The organism is Streptomyces sp. NPDC058274, assembly GCF_042881375.1.
Classification (GTDB): domain Bacteria; phylum Actinomycetota; class Actinomycetes; order Streptomycetales; family Streptomycetaceae; genus Streptomyces.
In genome coordinates this window covers 125,339-141,751 of sequence record NZ_JBHVXW010000008.1, presented here as the reverse complement: position 1 = coordinate 141,751, position 16,413 = coordinate 125,339, and the positions used below count along the sequence as shown (strand labels likewise).

At 71.1% G+C, this 16,413-nt stretch carries 10 protein-coding genes; 5 read left to right on the top strand and 5 right to left on the bottom strand.

Translation table 11 applies throughout. The features are described from left to right. Positions 1 to 77: 77 nt before the first annotated feature. Complete coding sequence (locus ACFVYF_RS18300; protein ID WP_389456444.1) at positions 78 to 2,186, top strand: phage holin family protein; 2,109 nt, start codon at positions 78 to 80, stop codon at positions 2,184 to 2,186. A gap of 15 nt (positions 2,187 to 2,201) precedes the next feature. Here ACFVYF_RS18300 and ACFVYF_RS18295 read toward each other — a convergent pair whose 3' ends face one another. After that, the gene (locus ACFVYF_RS18295; protein ID WP_389456442.1) at positions 2,202 to 3,824 is read right to left on the bottom strand and encodes a DUF6345 domain-containing protein; all 1,623 of its coding nucleotides are present in this window, start codon (positions 3,822 to 3,824) and stop codon (positions 2,202 to 2,204) included. A gap of 494 nt (positions 3,825 to 4,318) precedes the next feature. On the opposite strand from ACFVYF_RS18295, the gene ACFVYF_RS18290 reads away from it, so the two are divergent. The 4 genes from ACFVYF_RS18290 (at position 4,319) to dnaK (ending at position 9,760) form a co-directional block, all read left to right on the top strand. After that, positions 4,319 to 5,380, top strand: a complete 1,062-nt coding sequence (locus tag ACFVYF_RS18290) for an ATP-binding protein (protein WP_389456440.1) — start codon at positions 4,319 to 4,321, stop codon at positions 5,378 to 5,380. 68 nt (positions 5,381 to 5,448) lie between these two features. After that, positions 5,449 to 7,182, top strand: a complete 1,734-nt coding sequence (locus ACFVYF_RS18285) for a hypothetical protein (RefSeq protein WP_389456791.1) — start codon at positions 5,449 to 5,451, stop codon at positions 7,180 to 7,182. Between the two features lie 124 nt (positions 7,183 to 7,306). Then, on the top strand, positions 7,307 to 7,735 hold the full coding sequence (locus tag ACFVYF_RS18280) for an OsmC family protein (RefSeq protein WP_389456438.1): 429 nt from the start codon (positions 7,307 to 7,309) through the stop codon (positions 7,733 to 7,735). Positions 7,736 to 7,891: 156 nt separating this feature from the next. Then, a complete protein-coding gene (dnaK, locus tag ACFVYF_RS18275) occupies positions 7,892 to 9,760 on the top strand; it encodes a molecular chaperone DnaK (RefSeq protein ID WP_389456436.1) in 1,869 nt (622 codons plus the stop codon). Here the strand turns inward: dnaK and narI are convergent. The 4 genes from narI to ACFVYF_RS18255 are packed head-to-tail and all read right to left on the bottom strand — an operon-like array spanning position 9,757 to position 16,338. Then, positions 9,757 to 10,479 (bottom strand): respiratory nitrate reductase subunit gamma, encoded by a 723-nt coding sequence (narI, locus tag ACFVYF_RS18270; protein WP_389456435.1) that lies wholly within the window; start codon positions 10,477 to 10,479, stop codon positions 9,757 to 9,759. The genes dnaK and narI overlap by 4 nt on opposite strands. Then, positions 10,476 to 11,054, bottom strand: coding sequence for a nitrate reductase molybdenum cofactor assembly chaperone (gene narJ, locus ACFVYF_RS18265; protein WP_389456433.1), 579 nt, complete (start codon positions 11,052 to 11,054; stop codon positions 10,476 to 10,478). Before narJ ends, narI begins: the two co-directional genes overlap by 4 nt. Then, positions 11,051 to 12,643, bottom strand: a complete 1,593-nt coding sequence (narH, locus tag ACFVYF_RS18260; protein ID WP_389456432.1) for a nitrate reductase subunit beta — start codon at positions 12,641 to 12,643, stop codon at positions 11,051 to 11,053. Before narH ends, narJ begins: the two co-directional genes overlap by 4 nt. After that, a complete protein-coding gene (locus ACFVYF_RS18255; protein ID WP_389456430.1) occupies positions 12,643 to 16,338 on the bottom strand; it encodes a nitrate reductase subunit alpha in 3,696 nt (1,231 codons plus the stop codon). Before ACFVYF_RS18255 ends, narH begins: the two co-directional genes overlap by 1 nt. Positions 16,339 to 16,413 lie beyond the last annotated feature (75 nt).

Here is a 16,413-nt window from a genome sequence, read left to right as displayed (position 1 = left end):
GGGAGACGGCTCGCGCACCGGACGGGCCGGGAGGGCTCCCGCAGTGGGGCGGGTCGGGACGCAGAGGTGGGCTGGGCGTGGGCGGCGGGCGTTGGCGGACCGTGCTGAGCGGTGTGTGGCGGAGCATCGCGGTGTGGGCCGTGTCCACGGTCACGATGCTCGTCCTGGCCGGGCTGCTGCCGGACTTCCAGGTGCAGGCGGACGACGGGGACAGCGCGACGCGGATCGCCGCGACGGCGGCGGCCTGTGCCGGCGTCTTCGGTCTGCTGTCCTCGCTCGTCTGGCCGCTGCTCGTCAGGGCGCTGCTCCTGGTGCCCGCCCTCGTGCTCGGACTGCTGGTCTTCTTCCTCAACGGTTCGCTGTTGCTGATCGCCCTGTGGATCAGCCCCTCGGGACGCGCTGAGGCCGCACCCGAGACCGCCGTGGTGGTCGCCGCCGTCATGTCCGCCGTCGCCTCGGCGACCGGCGGCGCCCTCGCCGTACGGGACGACGACGCCTACCGGCGCAGGCTCTACCGCCTCGCGGACCGCCGCCGGCGCGGCTCCGGCGCGGGCCCGTCCAGCCCCGCCACCGTGTTCATCCAGCTGGACGGCGTCGGTCACGACGTACTGCGGGAGGCCATGGACAAGGGCGTCATGCCGACCCTGGCCGGCTGGCTCGGCGCGCGTCCCGGCACCGGACGGTCCGCCACGCGGCGCGCGCCCCGCCCCACCCACCGGCTCACCGCCTGGCGCACCGACTGGTCCAGCCAGACCGGCGCCAGCCAGCTCGGCATCCTGCACGGCACCAACCACGACGTCCCCGCCTTCCGCTGGTACGAGAAGGACAGCCGGGAGGTGATGGTCTGCAACCGCCCGAGCAGTGCCGCCGAACTCCAGCGCCGGGCCGTCGAGCGCACCGGCGACGGCGGGCTCCTCACCTTCGACGGCGCCAGCCGCGGCAACCTGTTCAGCGGCGGCGCCGACCAGCTAGCCCTCGTCCTGTCCATGGCCGCGCGGCGCGGCAGGGAGAACCGCTCCCGGGCGGGCTACGTCGCGTACTTCATCGACCCGGCCAACGCCGTGCGCACGGCCATGTCCTTCGTCGCCGAGGTCTTCCGGGAGATCGGCCAGTCGACCCGCGCCCGGGTCCGCAAGCGGCGTCCGCGGGTCAAGCGCGGCGGGCTCTACCCCATGATCCGTGCCTTCGCGACGGTCGTCGAGCGGGACGTCGTGGTCGCCGCGGTCATCGGGGACATGCTCGCCGGACGTGCCGCCGTCTACGCGGACCTGGTGGCGTACGACGAGGTGGCGCACCACTCCGGACCGCGCAGCCGGGACGCCGAGCAGGTGCTGCAACGGCTCGACCGTTCGCTGGCACTGCTCGCGAACGTCGCCGAACACGCCCCGCGGCCGTACCGGATCGTGGTGCTGTCCGATCACGGCCAGAGCCCGGGGGAGACGTTCCTGACCCGCTACGGACTCACGCTCGGCAATCTCGTCCGGGCCGGCTGCGGGCTGCCCGTGCCGCGCAAGGTGCAGCGCACCCACAGCGGCGCCGAGGCGCGCTCCGCGGTGCGGGCCGCGCTGCGCAGGCCGGTCGAGGAGGGCGGCGAGCAGCACCGGCCGTCGAGCCGCCGTTCCGAGCCCATCGTGCTGGCCTCCGGAAACCTCGGGCTGATCTCGTTCCCCGACGTGCCGCACCGGATGAGCCGGGAGGAGATCGACCGCCGCCATCCTGCCCTGCTGTCCACGCTCGCGAACCATCCGGGCATCGGCTTCGTGCTCGTACGCAGTGAGGAGCACGGCGGGCTCGTCCTCGGGGCGCACGGCGCGCAGGTGCCCGTGGACGAACTCAGCGACGAACACCCGGGCCCGCTGGCCGACTTCGGGCCGGGCGCCGCCGACGCCGTACGGCGCACGCACGCGTTCCCCCACACGGCCGACATCATGGTCAACTCCTGGTACGACCCGGCCGAGGGCGAAGTCCTCGCCTTCGAGGAGCAGATCGGTTCGCACGGCGGTCTCGGCGGGGCTCAGGGCCGGGCCTTCGTGCTGTCGCCGCTGGCGCTGTCGGCCCCGGTCGGCGAGGACGCGGAACTGGTCGGCGCCGAGTGCGTCCACCACGTACTGCGGCGATGGCTGCGGGAGTCCGACGGTCCGCAGGTCCCGCTGACGGCCCGCCGGGAAGACCGGCGGGCCGCCTGAGTCCCTGCCGTGCGCCTACCGGGCCAGCGGGGCCACCACCCAGCGGAGGGTCTTGTACATGCTGCCCTCCTCGCCGATCTCGATGAGCTTGCGGGCCGCCGGGAACGCCTCGTTGCCCTCGATCTCGTAGCCGGTCTGAAGGGTGTCCGGCACGTCCCGGACCTTCAGCCGACGCTGGATGCCGGCCGCCGGGCGCTCCTCGTCCGAACCCACCACGGCGAGGTGCTGCACCAGCCGGAGCTGGGCCGCGGCCAGCGACTCGGCCGGATCCCGCGGTCGCGGTGCCGCCGCGGCCTTGCTGCCCTTCCCGGACGGCGGTGCGACCACCGAACTCGGCGTACGGGCCGCACCTGCCGGCTCCCGCGTGGACAGGTGCGCCTGCACCACGGTGCCGTCGTTGTCCAGCGCCACCCGGAGCTCGCCGCGGCCCGGCGTGATGACGGGCACGCCGTCGAAGGCCTGCCGGAAGGTGACGTGGGTCTGCAGCGACACCGGTTCGCCGAGCTGCGAGCCGTCCTTGGTGCCGGAGTTCTCCCACAGGTCGTGCACCGCGTCGACGATCAACTCGGCGCCGTCCGCGTGCTGTTCGGCGAAGGCGCGGGCCAGCTCGACGGCCCGGTCGGTGTCCAGCTGCCGGGTGTTGCGGTGATTGGCCTCGGCCAGCTTCACCCAGCGTGCGGCGAGGGGTGCCGTCGAGACGTACCGGTCACCGGAGTTGGCGCTGAGCACGCCCTGTCGTTCGACCTGGACCTCCTGGAGTGCCGCGGCCGGGAAGTCCGCCAGCTGCCCGAGCCGGGTCAGTTCGCCACTCGGGTCGCGCGGCGCGAGCTGAACCGTCTGCTCCGGTACGGCGGTCGACGCGTCGCGCAGACTCGCGCGGGCGGAGTACCAGCGCCAGGCGTACCAGGCGTCGGAGACGTGGTCGCGGTAGAAGGTGCGCTCCGCGTTGAGCCGGGTGGTCGCCTCGGCCTGGGTCGGTCCGGTGGCGCACACCGAGGGCGCCTGCCCCTGGTAGATGTCCCACGAAGCGTTGAGCCAGGCGTCGCAGTAGGTCTGCCCGGCCCGCCACTTCTCCCAGAACTTCTTGCCGTAGTCCGGGCTGTCGATGCTCGTCGTCTCGAATCCGAAGATCATCCGGGAGCCGAGGTTGGGACCCGCCCAGGTGCGCACCGGCGAGTGCCCGCCCAGGACGCGCAGTGACTCGCAGGTGGACCAGAAGACGTAGTTCGCGCGCTCGTTGCCGAACGCCATCCGGTTGGACACCGCGTCGGAGCGGCCGTCCCACGCGGCGCCGAGGGGCGCGAAGAACACGCCGTTGCCGTCCATGCCGCCGTGCCCGGAGTGGTAGACGGCGACCACGGCGTCCAGGCCGTAGCGGTCCTGCCAGTTGTCGTACGTCTCCTCGTACGCCCACACCTGGGCGCCGCCGTCCGCGAACCAGAAGTTCCGGTCGTAGAACTGCTGAAGGTAGGCGAGCCAGCCGGTGGCGTCCTCGTGCGTGTGCGAGAGCGGGTTCTGGTTGACGAACTTCTGGATGCTGAACGCGCCCCACCAGCCGAACGTCGAGTCGCGCTCGGGCGCGCCCGGCTTGCCGGAATCGAGCGGTGAGGGACCGCGGTCGGAGTAGATCATGCGCATGGCCAAACCCCCTGAGATGTCCTCGCCGCGCTCCGTCCCGGAGGGGCGAGGGGGCCTCAAGGTGTCACCGCGGAAGGGGTTTGCCCAGCGCGGATACCGGCCATCGCGGCCATGCCCCGGGGGTGCCGCCGCGCCCCACGCTGCCTACGCGGAACAGTGGCGCCGGGGCGCGAGCCGGCCCACGCGCCGCAAAGGTGCCGCGACTTCGGAGCCACCGCAGAAGGTCCTCTTCTGTCGAGTGTTGAAAGAGTGGCGCGAAGGGCTCTGAACGCCCGTACGCCGCCTGCTGATCGAGGCCGTGCAGGGGGAAGGTGTCCTTCAGTCAGCCCGTCTCCGGTCCGTTCGTCCGTTTCCACAGCGCAGGGCACTCCCAGAATCCGGTGCCCGCGGAAAATGAGCTGCGCCCGGGCGCCCCCGCGCAGAGACTGTGCGTATCGGACGCCGCGCACCTGCGCGCCCGCACCCCCTCTCGAACACCTCCTAGGAGTCGCTGCGTGCAGGCAGCCGTCACTGTCACTCCCGCCCGGATACCCGAACTGCTGCTCGGTCTCGCGACCGTGCGGCCGGTCTTCCTCTGGGGCGCCCCCGGCATCGGAAAGTCCTCCCTGGTAAGGGAGTTCGCCCAGGCGCTGGGTCTGGAGTGCGTGAGCCTGCTGGGTACGCAGCTGGCGCCGGAGGACCTGATCGGCGTACCGCAGATCCGCGACGGCCGCTCGGTGTTCTGCCCGCCCGAGGCGATCGCCCGCGACGAGCCGTACTGCCTGTTCCTGGACGAGCTGAACGCGGCGACGCCCGATGTGCAGAAGGCCTTCTACTCGCTGATCCTGGACCGCCGCATCGGCAACTACGAGCTCCCGAAGGGGTCGATCGTGATCGGCGCGGGCAACCGCGCCACGGACAACGCCCTGGCCCGCCCGATCGCCTCCGCACTGGTCAACCGCCTGGCCCATGTGCACCTCGAGGCCTCCCCGAAGGACTGGCTCGTCTGGGCCGCAGGCAACGACATCCACCCGTGGATCCTCGACCACCTCACCGACCGCCCCGACCACCTGTGGTCCAAGCCGCCCAAGACCGAGGAGCCGTTCTCCACGCCCCGGTCGTGGCACATGCTCTCCGACGCGCTGCACTCCTTCGGACCCGGCCTCGACGAGGACACCCTGAAGGTGATCGCCCACGGCACGCTGACGCCGGCGCACGCGGTCGCCTTCTGCGGCTACGTCAAGGTCGTGCGCAGCCGGTTCGGCATCGAGGCGATCATCAAGGGCGACGCCCGCTGGCCCAACCGCCCCGAGGACCGCGACCTCCTGTACTACCTCGCGGAGTCGTTCCGCGGAAGGCTGATCAAGGAGCTCCCCGCCGCCAAGGAGCATGCGAGTGCCCACGGCCGGCAGACCGCGTACCGAGCCAAGTCGCTGCTCGTCCAGCTGGCCGAGATCTCCGTCGAGGTCGCCCAGAGCGTCATCGCCTCCGACGCCGACGGCAACCCCGTACTGCCCGCCTGGTTCCTCGTGGAGGCGGCGCGTGACATGCCGCGCCTGGTGGAGGCGCGGCGGTGAGCCGTAGCCGCAAGCAGGCGGAGCAGGAGAAGAAGTCGGACCCGGCCGCCGAGGCGTTCGCCGCCGGGATGCGGATGGTGTGGGCCAACCCCGCCCTGGCCGCGATCGAGTTCGAGCTGTGCCGCGAGGAGGACTGCGCGAGGGCGCCCCGTGACGGCCTCGTCCGCGTCGACTCCAACGGCCACCTCCACCCGCACCCCACCCGGCGCGCCGCCCCCGCCGAGTGGGCCTGGGCCGTCGCGCACGGCCTCCTCCACCTGGGCTTCGGCCATGTCCCGGGCGCCAACGGCGAGCGCGTGCAGCCCGACCGCTTCGACCTGGCCGCCCGCTGCGTCGTCGTCAACCGCTTCCTGCTCACCTTCCCCGTCGGCCTCACCCCCGAGGACCTGCCCGCGTCCTACCCCGACGGCGACGAGGAGCAGCTCGCCGCCCGCTGGCGCCGCGACGGCGTTCCGGCCGCGTACGAACGCTGCGGTACGGCCGGTGGCGCGCCGGACCAGCTGCTCGTGCCCTGGCAGGGCTGGCCCGGACATCCCGTCGACTGGCAGATCGCCTTCGCGCACGCGCTGACCCGGACGATGTCCACGGCGATGGACATGGCGGGCGGGCGCCGCGCGTCCATGTACGGCGGCCCGACCCGGCTGCGCCCCTGGGAGGAGGCACTGAGCTGGTTCGTCTCCTCGTATCCGCTGCTCGGCGGCATCGCGGCCGGCATCACGATCGTCGCCGACGCCGAACTCGCCCGCGCCCACGGCATTTCCGTCGCCGCCGTCGACACGGAGGCCGCCGAGATCTACATCAATCCACTGCGCCAGTTCGACGACGAGGAATGGCGTTTCGTTCTCGCCCACGAGATGCTGCACGCCGCCCTGCGGCACGGCGACCGCACCGGCGGCCGCGACCCCTACCTCTTCAACATCGCCGCCGACTACGTCATCAACGGCTGGCTGCGTGAGATGGACGTCGGCACGATGCCCGAAGGGCTCCTCCACGACCCGGAGTTGAAGGACCTCTCGGCCGAGGAGGTCTACGACCGCATCGCGGGCGACCTGCGCCGGACGCGCCGGCTCGGCACGCTGCGCGGCAAGGGCGTCGGCGACATCCTCGGCGGTCCCCTCGGCTCACCGCGCGACTACGTCGACCTCGACGAGTTCTACCGCCGCGGTCTCGCCCAGGGGCTCGACCTGCACCAGCAGCAGGAACGCGGGTACCTGCCCGGCGGACTCGTCGAGGAGATCCGTGCCCTCAGCCATCCGCCCCTGTCGTGGGACGCCCAACTGGCGCGCTGGTTCGACGAGTTCGTGCCCCGCCCCGAGCCGCTGCGGACCTACGCCCGGCCGTCGCGCCGGCAGGCCGCGACCCCCGGCATCCCGCGCGCCGGCCGCTACTTCCCGCCCGAGGAGATCGCCCGCTGCACCTTCGGCGTGGTCCTCGACACCTCCGGCTCGATGGGCCACACACTCCTCGGCAAGGCGCTCGGCGCGATCGCCTCGTACGCCGAGGCCCGTGACGTGCCGGCCGCGCGCGTCGTCTTCTGCGACGCGACACCGCACGACGCGGGCTATCTGCCGGTCACCGAGATCGCGGGCCGTGTCCGGGTGCACGGCCGCGGGGGCACCGTGCTGCAACCCGGCATCGACCTCCTGCAGCGCGCCGACGACTTCCCGCCGGGCGCGCCCGTCCTGGTGATCACGGACGGCTGGTGCGACGTCCTGCGGGTCCGGCGCGAACACGCCTACCTGATTCCGCAGGGGGCCCGCCTCCCCTTCACGGCGCGCGGACCGGTCTTCCGGGTGCGCTGAGGCGGGCGGCGGCCCGGCCGGCACCGCCGGGCTGCCGCCCCGTCAGATGGGTGCGCCGGGCCCAGGTGTGATCGGATGGTGGCTACGGACCCCGGGAACGGGACCACACGTGAAAGGACTCACCGTGGCTACCACGCGCTCAGCACACACCGTCTGGGAAGGCAACCTGCTCAAGGGCAACGGCGTCGTCACCTTCGACTCCTCCGGCAGCATCGGCGAGCAGCCGGTGTCGTGGGCGTCGCGCGCCGAGGAGGCGAACGGCAAGACCAGCCCGGAGGAGCTGATCGCCGCCGCTCACTCCAGCTGCTTCTCGATGGCCTTCTCGAACATTCTCGACAAGGCCGGCACCCCGCCGACCAAGCTGGTCACCTCCGCCGACGTGACCTTCCAGCCCGGCGAGGGCATCACCGGCATCCACCTCACGGTCGAGGGCACCGTGCCCGGCATCGACGAGGAGGCCTTCGTCGCCGCGGCCGAGGACGCCAAGGTCAACTGCCCGGTGAGCCAGGCGCTGACCGGCACCACCATCACGCTGTCGGCGAAGCTCGCCTGACCGCGTACGCGACACCCGTACGCCGATGCCGCGCCCCGGCCAAGGGGGCGCGGCATCGTCATGTCCCGGCCCCCGCGGGGCACTCGCCCCATTGACAAGCCCGTACGCGCGTTTTGTGCTGGAGGGCGGGCAGAGCCCTGGCGGAAGGGGACGGACATGGCACGTGCGGTCGGGATCGACCTCGGTACGACGAACTCGGTGGTGGCCGTGCTGGAGGGCGGTGATCCGACCGTGGTCGCCAACGCCGAGGGAGCGCGCACCACACCCTCCGTGGTGGCCTTCGCCAAGAACGGGGAGGTCCTCGTCGGCGAGGTCGCCAAACGGCAGGCCGTGACGAACGTGGACCGCACCGCGCGCTCCGTGAAGCGGCACATGGGCGACACGAGTTGGCGCTTCCCCGACCGGGGCGACGTCGACGGGACCCGCTACCGCGCCCAGGAGCTGTCGGCGCGCGTCCTGCAGAAACTCAAGCGCGACGCCGAGGCGTACCTCGGCGAGGACGTCACGGACGCCGTGATCACGGTGCCCGCCTACTTCGACGACGCCCAGCGCCAGGCCACCAAGGAGGCCGGCGAGATCGCGGGCCTGAAGGTCCTGCGGATCATCAACGAACCGACGGCCGCCGCCCTCGCGTACGGACTCGACCGGGGCGAGGAGCAGACCGTCCTCGTCTTCGACCTGGGCGGCGGCACCTTCGACGTCTCGCTCCTGGAGATCGGCGACGGGGTCATCGAGGTCAAGGCGACCAACGGCGACACCCGCCTCGGCGGCGACGACTGGGACCAGCGGGTCGTCGACCACCTCGTCGCCCGCTTCAAGGGTTCGTACGGCATCGACCTCGGCCAGGACCGGATGGCGCTGCAACGGCTGCGCGAGGGCGCCGAGAAGGCCAAGATCGAGCTGTCCAGCTCCTCCGAGACCACCATCAGCCTGCCCTACATCACCGCCTCCGCCGACGGCCCCCTGCACCTGGACGAGAAGCTGACGCGCGCTCAGTTCCAGGAACTGACCGCCGACTTGCTCGACCGCTGCAAGCCGCCCTTCCACCAGGCCGTGAAGGACGCGGGGGTGAAGCTGTCCGCCGTCGACCACGTCATCCTGGTCGGCGGGTCGACCCGGATGCCCGCCGTGACCGACCTGGTGAAGGAACTCACCGGCAAGGACCCGCACAAGGGCGTCAACCCGGACGAGGTGGTGGCCGTGGGCGCCGCGCTCCAGGCGGGTGTCATCCGCGGCGACGTCAAGGACGTGCTCCTCCTCGACGTCACCCCGCTGTCCCTCGGCATCGAGACCAAGGGCGGCATCATGACCAAGCTCATTGAGCGCAACACGACCATTCCCACCCGGCGTTCGGAGATCTTCACCACCGCCGCCGACAACCAGCCCTCGGTCGGCATCCAGGTCTTCCAGGGCGAGCGCGACATCGCCGCCTACAACAAGAAGCTGGGCGTCTTCGACCTCACCGGGCTGCCGCCCGCGCCGCGCGGGGTGCCGCAGATCGAGGTCGCGTTCGACATCGACGCCAACGGGATCATGCATGTCTCCGCGAAGGACCTCGCCACCGGGCGGGAGCAGAAGATGACCGTCACCGGCGGATCGGCGCTCCCCAAGAACGACATCGACCGCATGATGCGCGAGGCGGAGCAGTACGCGGACGAGGACCGCCGGCACCGCGAGGCGGCGGAGACCCGCAACCAGGCCGAGCAACTCGTTTACCAGACCGAGAAGTTCGTCCGCGAGAACGAGGAGCGCATTCCGTCCGACGTCACGGCGGAGGTCGCGGCCGCGGTCACGGAACTCAAGGCACTGCTGGCGGAGCCGGCCGACACCGGCGAACTCCGTGCCGGCGTCGAGAAGCTGGCCTCGGTCAGCCAGAAGGTCGGCCAGGCCATGTACGCACAGGCCCAGCAGTCACCGCCGCAGGACCCGGCAGGCGAGCCCGCCCCGGGCGACGAGGAGGCCGTGGTGGACGCCGAGATCGTCGACGAGGAGCGAGAGGCTGGTGAGGGCCGGGACAGGTCCTAGACGTCCGTCTTCTCCCAGCCCCGTCGCGCGGGCCGCGGTCCCAGCTGCTCAGGGTCGCGGCTGCGGTACACCACGTACGGCCGGAACAGGTACTGCACCGGCACGCTGAACATATGGACCAGGCGCGTGTACGGGACCAGCGCGATCAGCGCCATGCCGACCACCGCGTGGACCTGGTACAGCACCGGCACGCCCTCCATCAGCTCCGTCCTGGGCCGGAGAGTGAACAGGCTGCGGGCCCAAGGGGCGATGGTGTGCCGGTAGTTGTATCCGTCGCCCGACGCGTGCGTGAGCTTGGCGGTCATGCCCAGCACGATCGCGCCGAGCAGCACCACGTACATCAGTTTGTCGTTGGCCGTCGTCGCACGGAACACCGGCGCCTTCGTCCTGCGGCGGTAGAGCAGCAGCAGGATGCCGAACACCGCGAGCACTCCGGCCGCCGTACCGCCGTACAGCGAGAGCAGGTGGTACAGGCGCTCCTTGACGCCCAGCGCCTCGGTCCACGACTCGGGGACGAACAGACCCACCAGATGCCCGACGAGCACGAACAGGATGCCGTAGTGGAACGCGGGCGAGGCGACGTTCAGCAGTTTCGACTCGTAGACCTGCGAGGAGCGGGTGGTCCAGCCGTACTTGTCGTAGCGGTAGCGCCAGACCAGTCCCGCCACGAGCAGCACGAAGACGACGTACGGCAGGGCGCCCCACAGAAGTGTCGTCATGAGCGCTCTCCGGTGAGGGTGACGGCGAAGGGTTCGAGCCCGACCTCTTCGCGGGGCGGTCCCGATCGGGCCAGCGCGAGTGCCTCGGCGCGGTCCTTGGGGGAGGGGCCGGGGAGCGTGGCGCAGATCGCGTCGAGGACCTGCGCGTAGGGCGTCCCGTGGTCGGTGAGCGCGATCCGCAGCAGCTCCAGACCGCTGCGGTGCTCCCGCAGCAGCACCGTTCCGGCCTGCGCGGAGAACTCCAGCACCGCCGGCAGGAAGTCCGGCAGCTCCGCACCGCTGAACTCCAGACCGTGCTCGCGGTAGACCTCCTTGAAGCGCACCAGGGCCATGCCCCGCCGACGGGTGTCACCGTCGCGCCACCAGCTCAGATAGAGGCTGTGCCGGCTCTTGAAGTCGAAGACCCGGACGTAGTGCGCGGCGAGGTCGCCGGGGGGTGTGGCGGCCGCGTGGTCGAGGAACTCCCGCAGCTCCGGGGCCGCTTGGCGCAGCAGGGGCAGTCGCTCGAAGAACTCCTCGTCCGGATAGGTCAGACAGTAGGCGGCGGCCTGGTACAGCACGGCATGACGTGTCATGTGTCCTCCCGGTCCGCGGTCTGGCGCTTGCGCAGGGCGTGGAAGTTCTCCACCGACACCAGCGGGAGCTGCTTGCGGCCCGAGTCCTGGCCGAAGGGCCCGTCGCCGCCCATGCCGGGGCCGCCGTCGAAGTCGAGGCTGCACTCGTCGGGCAGCGCCGACTCCTCCAGACGCCTGGCGTCACCGACGGCCGCCGTCGGAATCACATAGCGGTCCTCGTACTTGGCGATCGCCAGCAGCCGGTACATCGCCTCGATCTCCTCGGCCCGCATGCCGACGGACGCGGCGACCGACTCGTCGGGCGCCTCGCCGAGGTTGATGGCCCGCATGTGGGAGCGCATCGCGGCGAGTTTCTCCAGGGACGCCCGGACCGGCGCGACATCACCCGCGGTGAAGATCTCCGCCAGGTATTCGAGGGGGATGCGCAGCGTGTCGATCGCGCCGAAGAGGTTGTCCAGGTCCTCGCCGTCGTGTCCGGTCTCGGTCAGCGCGTCCACCACGGGGGAGAGCGGCGGGATGTACCAGACCATCGGCATGGTGCGGTACTCGGGATGCAGCGGAAGCGCCACCTTGTACTTGCTGATCAGCGCGTGCACGGGGGAGCGGCGCGCCGCCTCGATCCAGTCGTGCGCGATCCCGGCCTCCTCGGCCGCCCGGCGCACCGCCGGGTCCTCGGGGTCGAGGAAGACGCCCAACTGGGCCTCGTACAGGGCCTTGTCGTCCTTCGTGGACGCGGCCGCGGTGACCCGGTCCGCGTCGTAGAGGATCACCCCGAGATAGCGCAGCCGCCCCACGCACGTCTCCGAGCAGACCGTCGGCAGTCCGACCTCGATGCGCGGATAGCACATCGTGCACTTCTCCGCTTTGCCGGTGCGGTGGTTGAAGTAGACCTTCTTGTACGGGCATCCGGTCACGCACATCCGCCAGCCCCGGCACTGGTCCTGGTCGACCAGGACGATGCCGTCCTCGGCCCGCTTGTACATCGCACCGGACGGGCAGGACGCCACACACGACGGGTTGAGGCAGTGCTCGCAGATCCGCGGCAGATAGAACATGAAGGTCTGCTCGAAGGCGAACTTGACCTTGTCGGCGGCCTGTTGGCGTACCTTCGCGACCATCGGGTCCAGCTCGCCGTACTCCGGCGCGCCGGCCAGGTTGTCGTCCCAGTTCGAGGACCACTCGATCTTCATCGGCTTGCCGTCGAGCTGCGAGACGGGCCGGGCCACCGGGTAGTCGTCACCGAGCGGGGCATCGGTGAGGTTGCGGTACTCGTACGTCCAGGGCTCGTAGTAGTCCTTGATCTCCGGGAGCCTGGGGTTGGAGAAGATCCCGGCGAGCTTGCTGAAGCGTCCGCCGGCCTTGAGCCGCAGCGCGCCGCGCCGGTTCAGCTCCCAGCCGCCGCGCCACTTCTCCTGGTCCTCGTAGCGCCGCGGGTAGCCCTGTCCCGGCCGGGTCTCGACGTTGTTGAACCAGACGTATTCCATGCCGTCCCGGTTGGTCCATGCCTGCTTGCAGGTGACCGAACACGTATGACAGCCGATGCACTTGTCGAGGTTCATGACCATGGCGATCTGGGCCATCGGGCGCATCAGTACTCCACATCCTGCGAGCGGCGGCGGATGACCGTCACCTCGTCGCGCTGGTTGCCCGTCGGGCCCAGGTAGTTGAAGGCCCATGACAACTGGGCGTAGCCGCCGATGAGATGGGACGGCTTGAGGATCAGCCGGGTCAGGGAGTTGTGGATGCCGCCGCGCTTACCGGTCGTCTCGGTCTTCGGAACGCCCACGGTGCGCTCCTGGGCGTGGTGCATGTACACCGTGCCGGCGGGCATCCGGTGCGAGACGACCGCCCGGGCAACCACCACGCCGTTGCGGTTGACGGCTTCGATCCAGTCGTTGTCCCGCACGCCGATCGCGTCGGCGTCCTGCGGCGACATCCAGATGTTCTGCCCGCCGCGCGAGAGGGACAGCATGAACAGGTTGTCCTGGTACTCCGAGTGGATGGACCACTTGTTGTGCGGGGTGAGGTAACGGACCGTCACTTCCCGCTGTCCGTCGGCCCCCAGCCGCGGCTCGCCGAAGAGCCGGTGCATGTCCAGGGGCGGCCGGTAGACGGGCATCGCCTCACCCAGTTCATGGATCCAGTCGTGGTCCAGGAAGAAGTGCTGGCGTCCGGTGAGAGTGTGCCAGGGCTTGAGGTGCTCGGTGTTGAGGGTGAACGCCGTGTAGCGCCGGCCGCCCGACTCGCTGCCCGACCACTCCGGCGAGGTGATCACCGGGACCGGCGCGGCCTGGGTGTCGGCATACGTGACGCGTCTGCCCTCGTGCTCGGCGGCCAGCTGGGCCATCTCCTGGCCGGTACGCGCCTCCAGGGTGCGGAAGCCCTGTGTGGCCAGCCGTCCGTTGGTCGTCCCGGACAGCGCGAGGATGGTGTTCGCGGCCTTCACGGCGGTGTCGAGGGCGGGCCGCCCGTCGGCGGGTCCGCCGCGCACGGCACCGTTGCGCTCGCGCAGGTCGGCCACCTCCTCGTCCGGCCGGAGCGCGATTCCCTTGGCGGGCAGGCCCAGTTCCTCCACCAGCGGCCCGAGCGCGGCGAACTTGGCGCCGATCGCGGTGTAGTCCCGCTCCACCACCGTCAGGTTCGGCATGGTCTTCCCGGGCACCGGCTCGCACTCGCCGCGTTTCCAGTCCAGGACGACTCCGCCGGGCTGGGCGGTCTCGCCCGGGGTGTCGTGCTGGAGCGCGGTGGCGACCAGGTCCTTGCGGACGCCGAGATGCCCGGCGGCGAGCTCGCTGAGCCGCTCGGCCAGCGCCTTGAACGTGTCGAAGTCGGTCCGCGCCTGCCACGGCGGGTCCACCGCCGGAGTGAAGGAGTGGACGTAGGGATGCATGTCCGTGGTCGACAGATCGTGCTTCTCGTACCAGGTCGCGGCGGGCAGGACCACGTCCGAGAGCAGGGTGGACGAGGTCTGCCGGAAGTCCAGCGACAGCAGCAGGTCGAGCTTGCCCTCGGGTGCCTCGTCCCGCCAGGTCACGTCCCGGGGGCGAACCTCGGGCTCCGCCTCCTCGGCACGCAGCGAGGAATGGGTGCCGAGGAGATGCTTGGTGAAGTACTCGGCGCCCTTGGCGGAGGAGCCCAGCAGATTGGCACGCCACAGGGTCAGCACACGCGGCCAGTTCTCCGGGGCGTCCGGGTCCTCGCAGGCGAACTTCAGGGTTCCGGCGCGCAGTTCGGCCACGGCGTGGGCGACCGGATCACCGAAGGCGTCGCCGAGATCCAGCGGATTGCGGTCGAACGTCGGATACGACGGCATCCATCCCGTACGGGCCGACAGGGCGAGGCAGTCAGCGCCGGTCATGCCCTTGAAGCGGCCCTCGCCCAGCGGTGAGGCGAGCACATCGGCCGCGAACCGGTCGTAGCGCCACTGGTCGGTGTTGAGGAACCAGTAGGCCGCGCCGATCATCTGCCGTGGCGGCCGGCTCCAGTCGGCGCCACCCGCGAGCGTGGCCCAGCCGGTGACCGGCCGGCACTTCTCCTGCCCGACGTAGTGCGCCCAGCCGCCGCCGTTGCGCCCCTGGCAGCCGGTGAGCTGGAGGAGAGCGAGGAAGGCGCGGTAGATCGTCTCGGAGTGGAACCAGTGGTTGGTCCCGGCGCCCATCAGGATCATGCAGCGGCCCTGTGACTTCTCCGCCGTCCGGGCGAACTCCCTTGCGATCTTGACGCACTTGGCCGCGGGAACGGACGTGTGCACCTCCTGCCAGGCCGGCGTCCCGGGTGACTCCGCGTCCTCGTACGAGGCGGGCCAGCTGCCCGGAAGGTCCGGCCGGCCCACCCCGTACTGGGCGAGCAGCAAGTCGAAGACCGTGGTGACGAGCGGTCCTCCGGCCCCGCCGAGACGGGTCGCCGGCACTCCGCGGCGTACGACGTCACCGCGTCCCTGCCCGTGCTCCCCGCCCTCGGTGTCGAAGCGCGGGAGCAGCACCTCCAGACCCTCGGCGAAATCGGTGCCGTACAGGCTCAACGCCGGCTCGATGTCGCCCAGTTCGAGATTCCACTTGCCCTTGCCCGACTCGGTCCAGCGGAAGCCGAGGGAGCCGTTGGGGACGACGGCGCGGCCGGTCACGGAGTCCAGCACGGCCGTCTTCCACTCGGCGCCCTCGCCGTCCTGGCCCAGGTCGGTCGCGCGCAGGAACTTCGACGGCACGTACGCGCCGTCCCGCTCGGTCAGGGTCACCAGGAACGGCAGGTCGGTGAACCTGCGCACGTAGTCCGCGAAGAAGGGGGTCTCGCGGTCGACGAAGAACTCCTTGAGGATCACCTGGCCCATCGCGAGGGCGAGCGCGCCGTCCGTGCCGGGGTGCGGGTGCAGCCACTCGTCGGCGAACTTGGCGTTGTCCGCGTAGTCGGGGGCGACGACCACGACCTTCTGGCCGCGGTAGCGGGCCTCGGCCATCCAGTGGGCGTCGGGGGTCCGGGTCACCGGGACGTTCGAGCCCCACATCATCAGATACGCGGCGTCCCACCAGTCGCCCGATTCCGGCACGTCGGTCTGGTCGCCGAACACCTGCGGGGAGGCGACGGGCAGGTCGGCGTACCAGTCGTAGAAGGAGAGCATCGGGGCGCCGATGAGCGAGTGGAAACGGGCGCCGGCCGCGTGGGACACCATCGACATCGCGGGGATGGGGGAGAAGCCGGCGACGCGGTCCGGGCCGTACGTCTTGATGGTGTGGACGTGGGCCGCGGCGACGATCTCCACGGCCTCGTCCCAGGTGGCGCGGACCAGGCCGCCCTTGCCGCGGGCCTGCTGGTAGCGGCGGCGGCGCGCCGGGTCGCCCTGGATGTCGGCCCAGGCCAGGACCGGATCACCGAGCCGCCGCTTCGCCTCCCGGTACATCTCCAGCAGCACACCGCGGATGTACGGGTAGCGCACCCGGGTCGGCGAGTACGTGTACCAGGAGAAGGCCGCCCCGCGCGGACAGCCGCGGGGTTCGTACTCGGGGCGGTCCGGGCCCACCGACGGGTAGTCCGTCTGCTGGGTCTCCCAGGTGATGATGCCGTCCTTGACGTACACCTTCCAGCGGCAGGAGCCGGTGCAGTTCACGCCGTGCGTGGAGTTCACGACCTTGTCGTGGCTCCAGCGGTCCCGGTAGAAGGCGTCCGCCTCGCGGCCGCCGGTGAGGCCGATGCTGTGCAGGTCGGGCGCGGGGGTGCCGGGCCGGAAGAACCTCCCGGCGCGCAGCAGCGCCGCGCCCGGTTCCGTGGGCGGTCCCTGCGTCTCGGTCACGGTGCGCTCCCTTGCTTGCCCGTAGACCGAACCTAGGGGCGAGCCGGATCACGCACCCGCTCAGAGCATCCGTAC

Excerpts from the sequence above, each read along its gene's own strand:
- ACFVYF_RS18295 (WP_389456442.1), bottom strand. The coding sequence starts at position 3,824 with ATGCGCATGATCTACTCCGACCGCGGTCCCTCACCGCTCGATTCCGGC.
- ACFVYF_RS18285 (WP_389456791.1), top strand. The coding sequence starts at position 5,449 with ATGCGGATGGTGTGGGCCAACCCCGCCCTGGCCGCGATCGAGTTCGAG.
- dnaK (WP_389456436.1), top strand. The coding sequence starts at position 7,892 with ATGGCACGTGCGGTCGGGATCGACCTCGGTACGACGAACTCGGTGGTG.
- narI (WP_389456435.1), bottom strand. The coding sequence starts at position 10,479 with ATGACGACACTTCTGTGGGGCGCCCTGCCGTACGTCGTCTTCGTGCTG.
- narJ (WP_389456433.1), bottom strand. The coding sequence starts at position 11,054 with ATGACACGTCATGCCGTGCTGTACCAGGCCGCCGCCTACTGTCTGACC.
- narH (WP_389456432.1), bottom strand. The coding sequence starts at position 12,643 with ATGCGCCCGATGGCCCAGATCGCCATGGTCATGAACCTCGACAAGTGC.